This window comes from uncultured Williamsia sp., assembly GCF_947494875.1.
Lineage (GTDB): Bacteria > Actinomycetota > Actinomycetes > Mycobacteriales > Mycobacteriaceae > Williamsia_A.
On sequence record NZ_CANLWM010000001.1, the window covers coordinates 1,000,359 to 1,017,413 of the forward strand.

18 protein-coding genes and 1 pseudogene are annotated in these 17,055 nt (G+C 69.4%); 13 read left to right on the forward strand and 6 right to left on the reverse strand.

The features are described 5' to 3' along the window. Nucleotides 1–10 precede the first annotated feature (10 nt). Together Q1A98_RS04660 and Q1A98_RS04665 are read left to right on the forward strand one after the other, a co-directional pair. A complete protein-coding gene (locus Q1A98_RS04660) occupies nucleotides 11–1,651 on the forward strand; it encodes an MFS transporter (RefSeq protein ID WP_299570257.1) in 1,641 nt (546 codons plus the stop codon). Next, a complete protein-coding gene (locus Q1A98_RS04665; protein WP_299570259.1) occupies nucleotides 1,648–2,469 on the forward strand; it encodes a PaaI family thioesterase in 822 nt (273 codons plus the stop codon). Before Q1A98_RS04660 ends, Q1A98_RS04665 begins: the two co-directional genes overlap by 4 nt. A gap of 4 nt (nucleotides 2,470–2,473) precedes the next feature. Here Q1A98_RS04665 and Q1A98_RS04670 read toward each other — a convergent pair whose 3' ends face one another. Together Q1A98_RS04670 and Q1A98_RS04675 are read right to left on the reverse strand one after the other, a co-directional pair. Next, nucleotides 2,474–3,223 carry a MerR family transcriptional regulator gene (locus tag Q1A98_RS04670; RefSeq protein WP_299570260.1) on the reverse strand — a complete coding sequence of 250 codons (750 nt, stop codon included), beginning with the start codon at nucleotides 3,221–3,223 and terminating at the stop codon, nucleotides 2,474–2,476. A 77-nt stretch (nucleotides 3,224–3,300) separates the two neighbouring features. Next, the gene (locus Q1A98_RS04675) at nucleotides 3,301–3,723 is read right to left on the reverse strand and encodes a DUF732 domain-containing protein (protein ID WP_299570262.1); all 423 of its coding nucleotides are present in this window, start codon (nucleotides 3,721–3,723) and stop codon (nucleotides 3,301–3,303) included. A 223-nt stretch (nucleotides 3,724–3,946) separates the two neighbouring features. Here Q1A98_RS04675 and Q1A98_RS04680 point away from each other — a divergent pair, with 223 nt between their 5' ends. Continuing rightward, complete coding sequence (locus tag Q1A98_RS04680; protein ID WP_299570577.1) at nucleotides 3,947–4,342, forward strand: YciI family protein; 396 nt, start codon at nucleotides 3,947–3,949, stop codon at nucleotides 4,340–4,342. A gap of 4 nt (nucleotides 4,343–4,346) precedes the next feature. Further along, nucleotides 4,347–5,495, forward strand: coding sequence for a sigma-70 family RNA polymerase sigma factor (locus Q1A98_RS04685; RefSeq protein ID WP_299570264.1), 1,149 nt, complete (start codon nucleotides 4,347–4,349; stop codon nucleotides 5,493–5,495). Here the strand turns inward: Q1A98_RS04685 and Q1A98_RS04690 are convergent. Then, complete coding sequence (locus tag Q1A98_RS04690; protein WP_299570266.1) at nucleotides 5,488–6,189, reverse strand: hypothetical protein; 702 nt, start codon at nucleotides 6,187–6,189, stop codon at nucleotides 5,488–5,490. The two genes, Q1A98_RS04685 and Q1A98_RS04690, sit on opposite strands and share 8 nt — an antisense overlap. A 108-nt stretch (nucleotides 6,190–6,297) precedes the next feature. On the opposite strand from Q1A98_RS04690, the gene Q1A98_RS04695 reads away from it, so the two are divergent. Together Q1A98_RS04695 and Q1A98_RS04700 are read left to right on the forward strand one after the other, a co-directional pair. After that, nucleotides 6,298–6,861: a DinB family protein gene (locus tag Q1A98_RS04695; protein ID WP_299570268.1), complete on the forward strand. Its 564-nt coding sequence runs from the start codon at nucleotides 6,298–6,300 to the stop codon at nucleotides 6,859–6,861. Nucleotides 6,862–6,938: 77 nt separating this feature from the next. Beyond that, complete coding sequence (locus Q1A98_RS04700) at nucleotides 6,939–8,411, forward strand: MFS transporter (protein WP_299570269.1); 1,473 nt, start codon at nucleotides 6,939–6,941, stop codon at nucleotides 8,409–8,411. Between the two features lie 45 nt (nucleotides 8,412–8,456). Here Q1A98_RS04700 and Q1A98_RS04705 read toward each other — a convergent pair whose 3' ends face one another. Further along, the gene (locus tag Q1A98_RS04705; RefSeq protein WP_299570271.1) at nucleotides 8,457–9,041 is read right to left on the reverse strand and encodes a hypothetical protein; all 585 of its coding nucleotides are present in this window, start codon (nucleotides 9,039–9,041) and stop codon (nucleotides 8,457–8,459) included. 118 nt (nucleotides 9,042–9,159) lie between these two features. Between Q1A98_RS04705 and Q1A98_RS04710 the strand changes: the two genes are divergently transcribed. From Q1A98_RS04710 to clpB, 5 genes and pseudogenes are all read left to right on the forward strand, one after another. After that, on the forward strand, nucleotides 9,160–10,155 hold the full coding sequence (locus Q1A98_RS04710; protein WP_299570272.1) for an amidohydrolase family protein: 996 nt from the start codon (nucleotides 9,160–9,162) through the stop codon (nucleotides 10,153–10,155). Nucleotides 10,156–10,266: 111 nt separating this feature from the next. Next, entirely contained in the window at nucleotides 10,267–10,710 is a 444-nt protein-coding gene (locus Q1A98_RS04715) for a hypothetical protein (RefSeq protein WP_299570273.1), read from the forward strand. Nucleotides 10,711–10,726: 16 nt separating this feature from the next. Beyond that, nucleotides 10,727–11,176: pseudogene (locus tag Q1A98_RS04720) on the forward strand (TerD family protein); the annotation flags it as partial. Nucleotides 11,177–11,272: 96 nt separating this feature from the next. Further along, nucleotides 11,273–11,887, forward strand: coding sequence for a Tellurium resistance (locus tag Q1A98_RS04725; RefSeq protein WP_299570580.1), 615 nt, complete (start codon nucleotides 11,273–11,275; stop codon nucleotides 11,885–11,887). A 153-nt stretch (nucleotides 11,888–12,040) separates the two neighbouring features. Continuing rightward, nucleotides 12,041–14,605: an ATP-dependent chaperone ClpB gene (clpB, locus tag Q1A98_RS04730; protein ID WP_299570274.1), complete on the forward strand. Its 2,565-nt coding sequence runs from the start codon at nucleotides 12,041–12,043 to the stop codon at nucleotides 14,603–14,605. A gap of 83 nt (nucleotides 14,606–14,688) precedes the next feature. Here clpB and Q1A98_RS04735 read toward each other — a convergent pair whose 3' ends face one another. Beyond that, nucleotides 14,689–14,961 (reverse strand): VOC family protein, encoded by a 273-nt coding sequence (locus Q1A98_RS04735; protein WP_299570275.1) that lies wholly within the window; start codon nucleotides 14,959–14,961, stop codon nucleotides 14,689–14,691. A 90-nt stretch (nucleotides 14,962–15,051) separates the two neighbouring features. On the opposite strand from Q1A98_RS04735, the gene Q1A98_RS04740 reads away from it, so the two are divergent. After that, nucleotides 15,052–15,477 (forward strand): DUF4440 domain-containing protein, encoded by a 426-nt coding sequence (locus Q1A98_RS04740; protein ID WP_299570277.1) that lies wholly within the window; start codon nucleotides 15,052–15,054, stop codon nucleotides 15,475–15,477. A gap of 9 nt (nucleotides 15,478–15,486) precedes the next feature. Further along, nucleotides 15,487–16,278, forward strand: coding sequence for a M15 family metallopeptidase (locus Q1A98_RS04745; protein ID WP_299570279.1), 792 nt, complete (start codon nucleotides 15,487–15,489; stop codon nucleotides 16,276–16,278). A 13-nt stretch (nucleotides 16,279–16,291) separates the two neighbouring features. Here Q1A98_RS04745 and Q1A98_RS04750 read toward each other — a convergent pair whose 3' ends face one another. Further along, on the reverse strand, nucleotides 16,292–16,972 hold the full coding sequence (locus Q1A98_RS04750) for an SDR family NAD(P)-dependent oxidoreductase (RefSeq protein WP_299570280.1): 681 nt from the start codon (nucleotides 16,970–16,972) through the stop codon (nucleotides 16,292–16,294). Nucleotides 16,973–17,055 lie beyond the last annotated feature (83 nt).

Sequence of the window (17,055 nt, forward strand, 5' to 3'; positions counted from 1 at the left end):
ATAGGCAGTCATGACCGCACCCACCGCGCCCGCCCCCACGTGGACCGTCCGTCGGATCTGGCTGACCGTGGTCAGCTCGCTGGGACTGACGCTGGTGATGTCGTCGATGGTCGCCCTCAACACGGCCCTGCCGGACATGGCGGTCGACCTGTCGGCCACGCAGACACAACTGACCTGGATCATCGACGGCTACACGCTCGTCCTCGCGTGCCTTCTGCTTCCGGCGGGGGCACTCGGTGATCGGTTCGGGCGGCGCGGGGCGTTGATCGGCGGGCTCGTGGTCGTGACGCTCGCGTCGGTCATCCCGCTCGTCGTCGACGGTCCGACGGCCATCATCGTGTCGCGAGCTCTCGCGGGGGTCGGTGCAGCTTTCGTCATGCCGGCGACCCTCTCCCTGCTGACGACGGCGTTCTCCGACGCCGACCGCGTGAAGGCGGTCGGGGTGTGGGCCGGCGCCGCCGGCTCCGGCGCGGTCGTCGGGTTCCTCGGCAGCGGGATCCTGCTGCGCTACTTCGAGTGGCCGTCGATCTTCGTCGCGTTCGTCGTCGCCGGGGCGCTGCTCGCCGTCCTCGCGTGCACCGTGACCTCCTCGCGCGAGGAGGTCGCGGCCCCCTTCGACGTCGTCGGCGCGGTGCTCAGCGCGGCGGCCATCGCGGTGTTCGTGTTCGGTGTGCTCGAGGCCCCGCACCGAGGATGGTCGGACCCACTGGTGTGGGCGTCGATGGTGGCCGGTGTGGTCCTCGCGGCCGCGTTCACCGTCGTCGAACTGCGGCGCGAGCATCCCCTGCTCGACATGCACCTGTTCCGGCGCGCGGACTTCGCGACGGGCGCGTTCGTCGTGACCGTCGTGTTCATGACGAACTTCGGCCTGTTCTTCGTCGTGATCCAGCAGTACCAACTGATGCTCGGGTACTCCCCGCTGCGGTCGGCGTTCGCGCTGATGCCGATGGTGGTGCCGATCGTGCTGCTCAGCGTCTGCACCCACTGGTTCCTGCCGCGACTCGGCCTGCGGATCGTGGGGACGCTCGGATGTCTGCTCACCGGCGTCGGTCTGATCTGTCACCGCACCATCTCTGCGCAGTCCGGCTACTGGGCTACCACCTGGCCGCTGATCGCGGTCGCCGCGGGTGTCGGGTTGTGCGCGGCGGCCTGCACCCTCGCCATCAGTGCGGCGACACCGCGGGAGAAGCAGGGCGTGGCGTCGGCGGTCAACGACGTGACCCGGGAGATGGGCGCTGCCATCGGCATCGCCCTGTCCGGGTCGATCCTCGCCGCCGGATACACCCACGCGCTGGTCGACCGCCTCGGGGGGGCTCCGGAGCAGGTGGTGGACGCGGCCCGGCAGTCTCTGGCCGCCGCGTTGACCGTTGCCCAGCGACTCGGGCCGCAGGGTGCACCGGTGGAGTCAGCGGCCCGGGACGCGTTCATCTCGGGCATGCACGACTCGATGACGGTGCTCGGCATCGTGGCGATCGTCGGTGGGCTGCTCGTCGTCGTGTGGTCGCCGGGTCGCGACAACCGGCAGTTCCGATGGATCCGGGTCGCCCTGGCCCGTCATCGCGGTCACGACCCCCGCGCGGTCCGCGCTGCGTGGTCGGCGCCGATGTCGACCCGGGCGGTCGGGGAGGGGATGGATACCATCCCCCGATGACCACCGTCCCCACCTGGGTGAGCATCGCCGAGCAGTTCACGGACCCGGCCGAGACCCGTTTCGAGCTGGCTCCCGCCGCCGACCAGTCGTCGGACGAGCTGACCATGGAGATGCCGATCGGTCGCTGGCGGACCCCCGCGACCGGCGCGCTCAGCGCGGGTCTGCTCGCCATGCTGGTCGACTCCGCCGGCGGCACGGCCAACTTCCTGGCCTACGGCGCCGACCGTGTGACCGTCACGACCGAACTGTCCGTCGACCTCCTCGTGCCCCTGCCGTCCGGCCGGGTGGCGAGGTCCAGCGGGCGGACGGTGGCGCGCGACGGCGCGACGGCCATGGCCCGATCGACGATCACCGTCGACGGCGCCGAGGTCGGGCACGGGATCGTGCGGACCGCGGCGCTCGGCGGGATGACCCCGCTCGACGGCCTGCCCGAGGACACCGTCGAGGGATCCGACCGCGACGACCTGGTCCGGATGCTCGGCCTCGGCGGGCCCGTCGACGGCGACCACGACGCGGTCGCCGCTCTCGCTGACCCGTGCCTGCAGAACGGTGTCGGCATCGTGCACGGCGGGATCATCGTCGCCGCCGCCGAGACGGTGGCAGCGGCGACGATGAACCGTTCGCGGGAGGTGTCGCTGGCGACGGGTTCCATCCGCGCAAACTACCTCCGCCCCATGGCCGTCGGGGGCGAGGCGCGCTACGAGGCGCGGATCCTCCGCGCCGGCCGGAGCACGGCGATCGTCGACGTGACCGCGGTCGGTGCCGACGGCAAGGCGGCGGCCGTCGTCCGGGTCACGGGGTACGCACCGGGCCGGTGACCGCTCAGGAGCGGTGCTCGTAGGCGGCGCCCACGAACTCCATCTGCTCCGTGGTCGGTCCCGCGAACATGGGTTGCGCGGTCTCGTCGGCCTGCAGCTCGGCGTTGTCGTGCGCGACCTGGTACAGCGATTCCTTCAGTCCCGGGTCGTTGCCGTGGAACTCCTCCAGCAACCCCATCCACTCCACCGCGAGCGCGACCGCCCGCGGTGAGGAGGGATCGACGCCCTCGGCCATCGCCGCGTCGACCTCGGCCATCAGGCTCGGCCACCGGTTCTCGACCTGTGCGATGCGCTCGTCGCCGACGGTCTCCCGTCGGCGGGCGAGCTCACCCATCTGATCGGCGTCGAAATACTTCGCCATCGTCTCGTCCATCGTCGTCACCTCTCGGATCACGTCGAGGAGATCCGACGACGACGTCGACCGCACGCCGGACAGGCTCGCGCCGATCCTCGCCCGCACCGACTGGAGGGCCGAGATCTGCTCGGCCAACAGGCGGTCGTGGGCGCGCAGCGTCGACTCCAACGACGACGTGTCCTCGAGCACCTCGGCGATGCGGTCGAGCGGCAGACCGAGGTGGCGCAGCGCGATCACCCGGTAGAGCCGCTCGACGTCGGAGTCGTCGTAGAGCCGATAGCCCGCGGCCGTGCGGTGGGACGGTCGTACCAGGCCGAGCTCGTCGTAGTGGTGCAGTGTGCGCACCGTCAGACCTGTCAGCTCGGCCAGGCGACCCACCCGCAGCATGCCGTCCGTCATCGGAACTCCTCACCCGACGCACCGTGCGCCGGTGACGACCATGCTCGAGCCCCACGCTGCGTGAGGGTCAAGACCGATCAGTAGATGAGTTTGCCGACCTCGGTGGGGCAGTACGCGGTGACCGCGGCGCGGACGAAGCCCTTGGCCTTGGACTCGTCGCCGTTGTACTTGTCCTTCACGTCGTTGCCGGCGTCCGCGGCGCTCTTGCCGTCGTTCAGGCTCGAACACACGTCACGCGCCTCGGAGGTCATGTCGGAGTCGTCGCCGAACTTCAGGTTGCCCACACCGAGAGCGCCGATGAAGGCGCTGTCGCGGGCGGCAGACGCCGCGTCGCCCACCGCGTTCGCCGCGCTCGAGGCGGCGCCACCGATCGAGTCCGCGGCACGCGAGGCCGACTGCGACGCGGTGTCGGCGGAACTCGGGGAGCTGGAGTCGGAGTCGGAACACCCCGCCAGGACCAGTGCTCCTGCCGCGATCGCCGCGAAAACCAGCTTCTTCATGCCGCCCTCTTCCTCCACCGTCGACGCCTGCCGTCGAGCGTGTCCAGTATGGCCGGAACGCAGGGACCACCGGACCGACATCGCACATCGGTCATCGCGGCGAAGGATCGTCGAGAAAAATTGTCGTCGACGATGTCGAGAACCGTGCGACGGTGACGTCCCAGGGGTACGAGCGACGCACCGGCGTCGCGACGAACGCGAGGAGACAACCGTGAAGTACCTGATGCTCAAGCACTACCGCGGCGGCCCGACCCCCGGATTCCGCGGCGCACCGATGGATCGGTGGACACCGGAGGAGGTCGATGCCCACATGCAGTTCATGCGGGACTTCGCCGACTCGCTGAAGGAGACCGGCGAGTTCGTCGACGCGCAGGCGCTCTCGCCCGAGGGGACCTTCGTGCGCCACGACGGCCCCGGACGCCCGCCGGTGACAGACGGGCCGTTCGCGGAGACCAAGGACCTGATCGCGGGCTGGATGGTGATCGACGTCGACTCCTACGACCGCGCGCTCGAACTGGCGGGCGAGCTCTCGGCGGCGCCCGGTGCCGGCGGTGAGCCGATCCACGAGTGGCTCGAGCTGCGGCCGTTCCTCGAGATGCCTCCGGTGATGACCGACTGAGAGCATGACCGTGGTCGACGACGTGGAGTTGCGGGCCCTGGTGCCCGCGGTGATCGGCGTCCTCGTCCGGCGCGGCGCAGACTTCGCGTCGGCCGAGGACGCCGTGCAGGAGGCGCTGGTCACCGCGCTCGCATCCTGGCCCGACGACCCACCACGGGACCCGCGGGCATGGCTCACCACGGTCGCGTGGAGGTCGTTCCTCGACGCCGTGCGGTCGGAGTCGGCACGGCGACGACGCGAGGACACGGTGTCGCTGGAACCGGAGCCGGGACCTGTTGCGGCACGCGACGACTCGCTCGACCTGTACCTGCTGTGCGCTCACCCGGACCTGACGCCGGCGTCGGCTGTCGCACTGACCCTGCGCGCCGTCGGCGGGCTGACCACCCGACAGATCGCCGAGGCGTACATGGTCCCGGAGACGACCATGGCGCAGCGGATCAGTCGCGCGAAGAAGACGGTGAGCCGGCTGCGTCTCGGCGGGCCCAGTGACCTGGGCACCGTGCTCCGGGTCCTGTACCTCGTCTACAACGAGGGGTACGGCGGTGACGTCGACCTCGAGGCGGAGGCGATCCGACTCACCCGCATGCTGGCCGCGATGACCGACGACCCCGAGGTCGCGGGTCTGCTGGCTCTGATGCTGCTGCACCACGCCCGGCGAGCGTCGCGGACAGGGCGGAACGGACAGCTGATCCCGCTGGACCGCCAGGACCGCAGCCGGTGGGACACCGCGCTGATCACCGAGGGCGTCGACATCCTGCAGACCGCGCTCGCACGGGATCGACTGGGGGAGTACCAAGCTCAGGCGGCGATCGCCGCTCTGCACGCCGACGCGTCCTCCGCCGACGAGACCGACTGGGTGCAGATCGTCGAGTGGTACGACGAGCTCGTCGCCCTCACCGACAGCCCCGTCGCCCGGCTCAACCGGGCGGTCGCGGTCGCGCAGGCGGACGGTCCCCGGGCCGGGTTCGCCGCGCTCGCCGACCTCGACCCGGAGTTGCCCCGCCACGTCGCGGTGCGCGCACACCTCACCGAGATGGCGGGCGACCTCGTCGCAGCGGGGGATCTCTACACGGCTGCTGCCGCGTCGGCGTCGTCGGTGGCCGAACGCGATCACCTGATCCGGGAGGCCGCGCGCGTGCGATCGCTCAGTTGAGGATGTTGATCGCCCGGGCGAGCACCATGGCGACCGTCGCCAGCGCGATCACCGACTGCACCATCATCGCGAGCTTCGCCCAGCGGGTCATCGGCATGGTGTCGGTCGGGCTGAACGCCGTGGCGTTGGTGAACGACACGTAGAGATAGTCGGCGAAGCGGGGTTCCCAGTCCGGAGGCGACATCTCGGGTGTTGCCATCTGGGGGAACAGGAAGTCGGGGTGTTCGCGGATCCCGGCAGCCCGCGCGGCGGGTCCACCGCGATCGAGATCCCAGTACCAGAGACCGAACACGATGATGTTCGTCAGGTAGATCGCGCCGCCGGTCGCCAGCAGCTCCGGCGCCTTCGCGTGATGCGACGACGACACGATGTCGACGACCAGTCGGACCGCGGAGTACGCGTTGGCCAGACTCGCGACGGCGATGAGGCCGAGGCTGATCGCGCGGATCGGGCGGGTGCCCCTCTCGATGCGCAACGGGTTGGACACCACCAGCGTCACCAACAGGACCGCCTCGACAGCCGGCAGCAGCCACCGCGAGGACAGGTTGAGCCGCTCGGGCAGCGCGAGTTGCAGGGCGATGACCGCGACGATCGCCAGCGCCGCCGCCCACCGCGGCTCGCCCGCGGTGATCCGTCGCCACGCGGGCAGCGCGTCGTGCTCGACTCGGCGAAAGGGGCGCTCGGATGAGGACATGCCGAGATTGTGCCGGGGAAGTCTGCGTGAATTCCTCTATTTAGGACCGAAACCGTCCGGAATGCGAACCATGATCGAGATGTCCCGCCGAACGATTCAGGAGAAGCCATGACCGAGACAACGACCGACGACGGCCGCGCCGAACTGCTCGCCGAACTCGCGCTCGCCCGCGACGTCATCATCGGCACCACCGAGGGGCTCACCGACGAGCAGCTGGGCGAGCGCCCGACCGCGAGTGCGCTCTGTCTCGGCGGGCTCATCAAGCACGTCGCATCGACGGAGGCCGCCTGGGGACGGTTCGTCGTCGAAGGCACGTCCGCGATGGCCACGGACCTGCCGGAAGGCGTCACGTGGGAAGACATCTTCAGCGGCACCGCACACACCTGGCCGCAGTGGGCGATCGACCGTCAGAACGACTTCCAGATGCTCGAGGGCGACACCCGCGAGTCGATCGTCGAGCACTACCGCAACGTCGCGGTGCGGACCGAGGAGATCATCGCCGGCGTCGCCGACCTGTCGCGGACCACGCCGCTCCCCGAGGCGCCCTGGAACGAGCCCGGCGCGTCCCACAGCGTCCGCCGCGTCCTGATCCACCTCGTCGCCGAGACCTCCCAGCACGCCGGGCACGCCGAGATCATCCGCGAGAGCATCGACGGTCGCACGACGATGTGAGGGGGCGAGCCGGGCCGGACTGGACGATCTGCCCAGTTTCGGGAAGCCCGGATCGAACATCGGTGTTGGACACGCTCATGGCCACCCAGACCCCACCCGCCGCGACGGAGGAGTTCCAGCCCGACCCGAAGCGGTGGACGGCGCTGGCAGTCTGCCTCGTCGTCGGCTTCATGACCTTGCTGGACGTGTCGATCGTCAACGTCGCGCTGCCCTCCATCGAGAAGGGCATCGGCGCGACGTCGGCGGACCTGTCGTGGGTGGTGTCGGGCTACGCGCTGGCGTTCGGTCTGTTCCTCGTCCCGGCCGGACGGATCGGCGACGCCCGCGGCCGCAAGGTGACGTTCATCGTCGGGCTGGTGCTGTTCGTCGCTGCCTCGGCGGCGTGTGGCCTCGCGGCCGGGCCGCTCACACTCGTGATCGCCCGACTCGTCCAGGGCGTCGCGGGCGGCATCCTCAGCCCGCAGGTCTCAGGCCTCATCCAGCAGCTGTTCCGCGGTGCCGAGCGCGCCAAGGCGTTCGGCCTGTTCGCCGCGACCATCGGCATCTCGACGGCGGTCGGCCCGCTGCTCGGCGGGGTCCTCATCCAACTCGGCGGCGAGCAGCACGGGTGGCGCTACGTCTTCATGGTCAACGTGCCGATCGGCGTGGTCGCTTTCATCGCTGCCATCAAGCTGTTGCCGTCGGAGCCGAAGGAGGCGCGGCAGCCATTGAAGATGTCCTCGTTCGACCCGCTCGGTGTGGTGCTGCTCGGGCTCGGCGTGGTCGCCGTGATGCTGCCGCTGGTGCAGGAGCAGCAGTGGAAGGGGTCGGCGAAGTGGTTGCTGCTGATCGTCGCCGCCGTGTTCCTGGGCGCGTTCTTCCTCTGGGAGCGCCGACAGGGTCAGCGTGACCAGCAGCAGCTCGTCGACCTCTCGCTGTTCCGCATCCGGTCGTACTCACTCGGCTGCATCATCGGCATGGTCTACTTCGCCGGGTTCACGACGATCTTCTTCATCTACACGCTGTATGTGCAACAGGGGCTGGGCTATTCGGCCCTCGCCGCGGGCCTCGCGGTGACGCCGTTCGCGGTCGGGTCGGCGGTGTCCGCGCGGATCGGTGGCGCGATCGTCGGTCGATTCGGCCGCAGCCTCGTCGCCGTCGGCTTGTTGATGGTCGCCATCGGGATGGTCGGTGCCGTCGTCGCATCGCTGTTCGTGCCGGGTCACGGCGTCGGCTGGGCGGCTGCCTTCCCGCTGCTGATCGCCGGTCTCGGTTCGGGTTTCGTCATCTCGCCCAACATCACCCTCACCCTCGACGAGGTGCCGGTGAAGCGTGCCGGCATCGCCGGTGGCGTGCTGCAGACCGGTCAGCGCATCGGATCCGCGGCCGGTATCGCGCTCGTCGGAGCAGTGTTCTTCGCCCGCGTCGCCGACAACCCCCGCGACTGGGCACCCGCCTTCCAGGTCGGACTCTCCGTCGCGGCGGCCCTCGTCACCGTCGGCCTCGTCATCGCGATCGTCGACGCCGTCACCGCGCGCAGCAGGGAATCCCGCGAGGCCGTCTCCGCGTGATCCGTAGCAGTTCGTGTCGTCCGACGACACGAACTGCTACAGGGATCAGGCGCCGCACTCGTACGTGTAGCCGAAGCGATTCAGGTCGCACCAGTCGACGTAGTCCTGTCCCGCCTTGGTCATGTGCAAGATGGTGACACCTTTGCCGCCGGTGGTGAACGAGGCCGCGAACTCTGTGCCCGGCACCAGGGGTCCGTTCACGCCCAAACCCCGCTTCTCGTCCCTGCGGACGAGGCGAAGCGTCATCCCGTCACCGGTCTTCGACCATGCGGTCCGCCACCGCTCGTAGTTCGCCGCGCCGTCTCCGAGGTCCATCCAGCCTGTGTTGTCGCTGGAGATGTCCATCTCCGAGTCGTGGGCTTGGTAGTGGCCGACGAACTCCGGTGTGGAACTCCCGGACTGGTTGGTCGCCGTCGTCGGCGCGGGTTGGAGAGTCGAGGTCTCGTCGTCGGTGGGGTCGGTCGTGTCTACGGGCAGTGGTGTCGTGGTCGGTGCCCGGGTGATCGTGACGACCGTCGTGACCGCAGTCTGCGGAGACGGGGTGGCGGTGTCCGACGGGGAGGCCCCGCAGGCGGTGAGCGAACACAGCGCGACGACCGCGACAGCGGGGGCGACCAACCTGATCTTCATGACGACTCCTCGGTGACCGATCATCCGTACGGGTGACATGTCGGGCACATCGGGCAAGTCGTTACCGAATGACACGAAGTGGTGGCCGGGTTCGTGCGATCGCACGACACTGGACGACATGCGGATCGTGGGCCTCGAAGAGCACTACCTCACCGACGACGTCGCGGCCGCGTGGTCGCGGCTGGGGGAGGGACTCGTCGACCCGATGGCGGCGTTCCCCGCCGACATGGCGGCGGACGTGGACCGCAAGCTCCGCAGCTTCGGCGACGAACGCACGGCGCTGATGGACGCGGTCGGTGTCGATCAGCACGTGATCTCGCTGACGACCCCGGGGCTGTTCGATCTCGACGAATCCGAGGCCGTGGCGCTGCAGTCGGCCACGAACGACCAGGTGGCCGACGCGGTGCGAGGCGCGTCCGACCGGATGCAGGCCTTCGCCACGCTGGCCCCGCAACGCCCCGAGGCGGCGGCCGCCGAACTCGACCGAGCCGTGCGGCAGCTCGGCTTCCACGGGGCGATGATCTTCTCGCGGGTGCGCGACGAGCCGATCGACAGCCCCCGGTTCTGGCCGATCTTCGAGGCCGCCGAGGCATTGCGCGCACCCCTGTACCTGCACCCGCAGGTGGCGCCGGCCGCGGTCCGGCAGGCCTACTACCGCGGTTTCGGCGACGCCGTCGAGATGGGCCTCGCCACCTACGCGATCGGGTGGCACTACGACACCGGCGTCGAGTTCCTCCGCCTCACGCTGGCGGGCGTCTTCGACAGGTTCCCGGACCTGCAGATCATCCTGGGCCACTGGGGAGAGGTGCTCGCGTTCTACGTCGAACGCGCCGACCGCATCGGTCCCGCCGGGGGACTCGACCGCAGCGTCACCGACTACCTCACCGACAACGCTTATCTCACCCCGGCGGGGATGCTCAGCCGCCGCTACCTCGGGTGGGCGCGGGACGTGATGCCGATCGAGCGGTTGATGTTCGCCACCGACTACCCCTACGTCCCCCTCGACGACGGTGCCGCCCGCACCTTCCTCGACGGCAGCGACCTGTCCGAGGCCGACCGCATCGCCGTCGCGTCGGGGAACTGGGACCGACTGGTCGCCGGGATCCGGCGCTGACCGACGTCCTCGATCCACAGATCGTCCGGACGGTCCCGTCGTCGCTGGGTTGTCCACAGCAACGAGGGTCGCACCCGTCGGGATGACGGGGCGCGCGCCGACGCTGCGCGCATGGGAATCCGCTATTACGCCTATCCGGTGCCGGCCGAGCTCGTCGAGCAGGCCCACGACGACCCCCGGCTGTTCCTCTCGCACGACCCGTTGATGGACGCGTGGGGTCCGGTCGACGAGCGACCGGTGATGCTCTATCTCGACAAGGCATGGGGTCCGCTGCAGCAACTGCTCGCGGGGCGACCTGCACTCGACCTCGTCGCCGGCCACGTCCGCTGGATCGGCTACGAGTACGAGCCGTACGTCGTCGTCCTCGACCCCGACGAGGTGGCGGTCATCGCCGACGACCTGCTGCTCGTCGACGACGTCGACGAGGACACGGCCGCGACGCTCGGCCCCCTCGACTGGTCCGCCGACACGATCAACGAGTACCTGACCGAGGCGCGTGCCTTCACCCGTGCACTGTCCGACGTCGGTCACGGCCTCGTCTACGTGATCGGATGACGGTTACGGTCGGGAGATGACGACACTCGGCCGGGGAGAGAACGTCCAGATCGACACCCGCCGATTCGGGGTGTCGGTGTCGGGGCCGTCGGCCGGGACGTGCGACCTGATGGTGTTCCAGGTGACCGCGGCCGGACGTGTCCGCTCCGACGACGACTTCGTGTTCTTCAACAACCCGGTGGCTCCGGAGGGCGCGGTCCGCCTGACCGGTCCCGACGGCGTCGATGTCGACCTGACCGCCGTCCCGGCGGACATCGACACCCTGCGGATCGCGGTCGTCCTCGACGACGCAGCCCCCGGCACCCTCGCCGACGTCCGCGGACTCGCCGTCGCCATCGGGGACGTCGCGATGCCCGCCATCGGGCTCACCACCGAGCGTGCCGCGGTGCTCGCCGAGATCTACCGCCGCGGCGACGCGTGGAAGGTCCGCAACGTGTCCGCGGGGTGGGATGCGGGGTTCACCGCGCTGGTGACCGAACACGGGGTGACCGTCGACGACGCCCCCACACCGTCGGCCGCTCCGAGCGCACCACCCGCGGCGCCGACACCGCCGCCCGCCCCGGTGAACCTCGGCAAGATCACGCTGACAAAGTCCGCGCCGACCGTCTCGTTGGCCAAGGCGCGGGACAGGCCGACCGGCACCATGCGGGTGAACCTGAACTGGAGTCGGGGCGCGGGGGCGGGCGCAGGTGGCCTGTTCCGGAAGAAGTCGTCGGGCATCGACCTCGACCTGGGATGTCTCTACGAACTCGCCGACGGCAGCAAGGGCGTGGTCCAGGCGCTCGGCAACACCTTCGGCAGCCTGACCGCGCCGCCGTGGATCCTGCTCGACGGCGACGACCGGAGCGGCACGGTGTCCGACGGCGAGAACCTCCTCATCGACCTCTCCCACCTCGCGGACTTCCGTCGCATCCTGGTGTTCGCGTTCATCTACGAGGGGACACCGAACTGGTCGGCCGCGGACGGCGTGGTGACGCTCTTCCCGCCGGGTGGGACCGAGGTCGAGGTGCGCCTCGACAGCGCCGAGGCCGGCGCCATCACCTGCGCCATCGCGCTGCTCGAGGTGCGCGACGGGGAGCTGAGCGTCACGCGGGAGGTCCGCTACGTCAACGGCGGACAGCGACTGCTCGACGAGACGTACGGCTGGGGCATGAAGTGGGCACGCGGCTCGAAGTGAGCTGACCCCGGTGAGCCAGGTCGGTGCTTGCGCCCGTCGACCGACTACCCCATACTTGAGCGGAACAGACTCAAGTGGTGGTGCGTTGAGTCGTAGGACGGACCAGTCGGCCCGACAAGACTTGCACATACCTCACTCAAGAAAGGTGAGCCCATGACCCAACCGAACGGCGGCGGGTTCAACCCGACGACCAAGACGCAGGCCGCGCTGTCTGCCGCGGTGCAGTCCGCGACCGCGGCCGGCAACCCCGATGTGCGTCCCGCGCACGTTCTCGTCGAACTGCTCCAGCAGCCCGACGGGATCGCATCGCCCCTGCTCAAGGCGGTCGGTGTCGATCCGCAGTCGGTGCTGACCCAGGCTCAGGCGATGGTTCGCCGGATGCCCTCGGCGTCCGGCGGCAACGCCGCGCCGCAGCTGACTCGCGACAGCATCGCGGCCATCTCGGCCGCCCAGCAGCTGGCCGGCGAACTCGACGACGAGTACGTGTCCACCGAGCACCTCATGGTCGGTCTCGCGACCGGCGACTCCGACGTCGCCAAGCTCCTGCACGACGTCGGCGCGACACCGCAGGCGCTGCGTGAGGCGTTCGTGGCCGTGCGCGGCAGCGCGCGCGTCACCTCACCCGATCCCGAGTCGACCTATCAGGCGCTCGAGAAGTACTCCACCGACCTGACCGCACAGGCCCGCGAGGGCAAGCTCGACCCGGTCATCGGTCGCGACACCGAGATCCGCCGCGTCGTCCAGGTGCTCAGCCGCCGGACCAAGAACAACCCGGTGCTCATCGGTGAGCCCGGCGTCGGCAAGACCGCGATCGTCGAGGGGCTCGCACAGCGCATCATCGCCGGCGATGTCCCGGAGTCGTTGCGCGGCAAGACCGTCGTCAGCCTGGATCTCTCGTCGATGGTCGCCGGCGCCAAGTACCGCGGTGAGTTCGAGGAGCGGCTGAAGGCCGTCCTCGACGACATCAAGGGCTCGGCCGGTCAGGTCATCACCTTCATCGACGAGCTGCACACGATCGTCGGCGCCGGCGCCACCGGTGACTCGGCGATGGACGCGGGCAACATGATCAAGCCGATGCTCGCCCGCGGCGAGCTGCGACTGGTCGGTGCGACCACGCTCGAGGAGTACCGCCAGTACATCGAGAAGGACGCCGCGCTGGAGCGCCGGTTCCAGCAGGTCTACGTCGGTGAGCCGTCGGTGGAGGACACCGTCGGCATCCTGCGTGGTCTGAAGGACCGGTACGAGGTGCACCACGGTGTCCGCATCACCGACTCCGCGCTGGTCGCCGCCGCGTCCCTGTCCGATCGGTACATCACGTCGCGGTTCCTGCCGGACAAGGCGATCGACCTCGTCGACGAGGCCGCATCGCGCCTGCGTATGGAGATCGACTCGCGGCCCGTCGAGATCGACGAGGTCGAGCGCATCGTCCGACGGCTCGAGGTCGAGGAGGTCGCCCTGGAGAAGGAGACCGACGAGGCGTCCAAGCTGCGGCTGGAGAAGCTGCGCGGTGAGCTCGCCGACCAGAAGGAGAAGCTCGCCGAGCTGACCGCCCGCTGGCAGGGCGAGAAGCAGGCCATCGACTCGGTCCGCGACCTCAAGGAGCAGCTCGAGACGTTGCGCGGCGAATCCGACCGGGCCGAGCGCGACGGTGACCTCGGTCGTGCCGCAGAGCTGCGATACGGCCAGATCCCCGCACTCGAGAAGCAACTCGAGGCGGCGGCGGACAAGGGCGCCATCGTGAACGAGGACGTGATGCTCAAGGAGGAGGTCGGTCCCGACGACGTCGCCGAGGTCGTCTCCGCGTGGACCGGCGTCCCGGCCGGCCGCATGCTCGAGGGTGAGACCGCCAAGCTGCTGCGGATGGAGGACGAGCTCGGTCACCGGGTGATCGGTCAGAGGAAGGCCGTCGAAGCGGTGTCGGACGCGGTACGCCGCGCCCGCGCCGGTGTCGCCGACCCGAACCGTCCGCTGGGGTCGTTCATGTTCCTGGGCCCGACGGGCGTCGGCAAGACCGAGCTCGCGAAGGCGTTGGCGGAATTCCTGTTCGACGACGACCGCGCGATGGTCCGCATCGACATGAGTGAGTACGGCGAGAAGCACAGCGTCGCACGGCTCGTCGGTGCGCCTCCCGGTTACGTCGGCTACGAGGCCGGTGGCCAGCTGACCGAGGCGGTCCGGCGTCGCCCGTACACGGTGGTCCTGTTCGACGAGATCGAGAAGGCCCACCCCGACGTGTTCGACGTGCTGCTCCAAGTGCTCGACGAGGGACGTCTGACCGACGGTCAGGGACGGACGGTCGACTTCCGCAACACCATCCTGATCCTGACGTCGAACCTCGGTGCCGGTGGCAGCGAGGAGCAGGTGATGACGGCGGTGCGCTCGGCGTTCAAGCCCGAGTTCATCAACCGCCTCGACGACGTGCTGATCTTCGACGGACTGAACCCGGAGGAGCTGACGCGGATCGTCGACATCCAGCTCGGTCAGCTCAAGGAGCGCCTGGCACAGCGCCGCCTCGAGCTCGAGGTCAGCGACAACGCCAAGAGGTGGCTCGCCGCACGAGGATTCGACCCTCTGTACGGTGCGCGACCGCTGCGGCGGCTGGTGCAGCAGGCGATCGGCGACCAGCTCGCCAAGCAGCTGCTCGCGGGCACCGTCACCGACGGTGACGTCGTGCCGGTGAACGTCAGCGCTGACGGCGACTCGCTGGTCCTGGGCTGACACCGTCACAAACGTCCGCCATACGTGCGCCGAGGGCAATGCTCCCTCGGCCGCCGTATGGCGGACGTTTCTGACCGTCCGCCTCAGTAGTCGACGCGGAATCCGCCGATCAGCGTCACCACGTTGCCGTCGGGGTCGGTGATCGGCGCGAGGCGGACACCCTTGTTCGCCTCGACCACGTCGCCGACCTCGACACCGCGCGCCGTCACCGCGGCGATCTCCGCGTCGAGGTCGTCGACGGCGAGGTTCAGCTGGGTCCGACCGGCGCGGTCGGCATCGGCGTACACCTGGATCCACGCACCGGGGACCGCCTGCCACTCCACCAGTGACCCGTCATCGGTCTCGGCTCCTCTCATCGGGGTTCACAGATACCGACCGCTGGGAGCGACGGAACTCATCGGTCGCCTGTTGACCTCGAGTGGAGTCGAGGTCTTAGCGTCGGCGCCATGGAACACATCGACCGTCCGACGCTGGACCGTGGCGATCACCGCGACGCGGTCACGCACCTCGTCGACCATCTCCAGCGCGGTCTCGACGCCGCCGACGCCGACACCTACGACCGCACCTTCGCCGACGACATCCTGTGGGGCTCACCGAAGGGGCAGGTACTGCAGGGGTTCGCGCCCCTCAACGCCATCCACCGTGCCCAGCTGGGCTCGTCGACGCCGGTCGCCCCGGCGTCGGCGTTCGAAGTGGCGCAGGCGTCGTCACCGACCGACGACGTCGTGATCGCCCAGATCCGTCGCCGTGCCATCGACGGCGGGTTCTCGGAGATGGCGATGTACGTGCTGGTGCGCCACGACGGCCGGTGGTGGGTCGCCGCGGGCCAGAACACCCCGTTGACCGACACCCTGCCGACCACGGTGCGATGATCCCGAGGCATGAACGTACGACTCCTCGCGGTGTTGGCCGCTGTCCTCGTCGCGCTGTCACTGGCCGCGCCATCCGCCTCTGCCGCGCCGGTCGATCCGAAGGCTCCGTCGGATTTCGTGGCCCTCAGCGACGTGGATCCGACGATCATCCAGGAGATCCGATACTTCACGCCGCACAACTTCACCGGTGATCCCGTCGACGGATACCGCGCGCCGATGTGCATCCTCACCCGGCAGGCAGCCGACGGACTGCACCGCGCGCAGATCCTGTTCCTCCTGCAGGGCTACTCGCTGAAGGTGTACGACTGCTACCGCCCCCAACGCGCGGTGAACGACTTCGTCGCCTGGGCGAAGCGACTCGACGACCAGCGGATGAAGGCCGAGTTCTACACCGGCGTCGACAAGGCGAATCTGTTCCGGGACGGCTACATCGCCGAACAGTCCGGGCACAGCCGCGGCAGCACCATGGATCTCACCCTGGTCCGGCTGCCGGCCCGGCAGACACGGCCCTATGTGCGCGGGCAGAAGCTCGTCGACTGCACGGCGCCCCAGGCGCTCCGCTTCCCGGACAACTCCATCGACATGGGAACCGGGTTCGACTGCTTCAACACCCTCGCGTGGCCCCTCGACCCGCGAATCCAGGGACAACAGCTGCGCAACCGCGTGATGCTGCTCAACGGGCTGGTGCAGCAGGGATTCGCGCCGTACTCCTACGAGTGGTGGCACTTCACCTACAAGCCGGAACCGTTCCCGGACACCTACTTCGACTTCCCGGTGTCCCGATCGTCGCTGCGCAGGTAGCCCGCGGTGATCGTCAGCTGAACTCGCTGCTGGCGAGATCCTTGTCGTCGCCGAGAAGGGCTTCGACGATACGGGCGGCGACGGCGTCCGGATCGGCACCGGACGGCATCTTCGGCGGGTCACCGGCGATCGCGCGATCGGCCAGACCGGTCTCGGTGTGCGGGGGACGGATGTCGACGACGCGGATCTTGCTCTTGCGTGCCTCCTTCGCGACCGCCGAGAACAGAGCCGCCGCAGCCGATTTCACCGCTGAATAGGTCGCCATGAACGCGACCGGCTGCTCGGCCAACACCGCGCTGATGCTCGCGATCACACCGCCCTGTTCCACCACCGGCAGCGCCGCACGCGTGATGCGCAGCGGGCCGAGGAAGTCGATGAGGACGAGGTCGTCGACGGTGTCGTCGTCGATGTCGACGAGCGGTCCGAAGGCGGCGACGCCCGCCGCGATGACCACCCCGTCGATGCGGCCGTGCTGGTCACGCGCGGCGTCGATGATCTTCTGGCCGGCGTCGGGTTGACGCAGATCGGCGGCGATCGTGTGAGCGCCGTCGATGTCGAGCTTCCCGACAGACTCCTCCGACGACCCCGTCAGCGTGAGGGCTGCGCCCTTCTCGGCGAGCCCCTTCGCGATCCGCGACCCGAGTTCGCCGGTTGCACCGACGACGACGAACACCTTGTCCTGTGCATCAGCCATGTCCCCATGGTGCCCGCTGAGGCGGGGCCCGAATCGTGTGCGGGAGATCGAACGGCGATCGTGACCGCGGCCGGGTCGCCGTG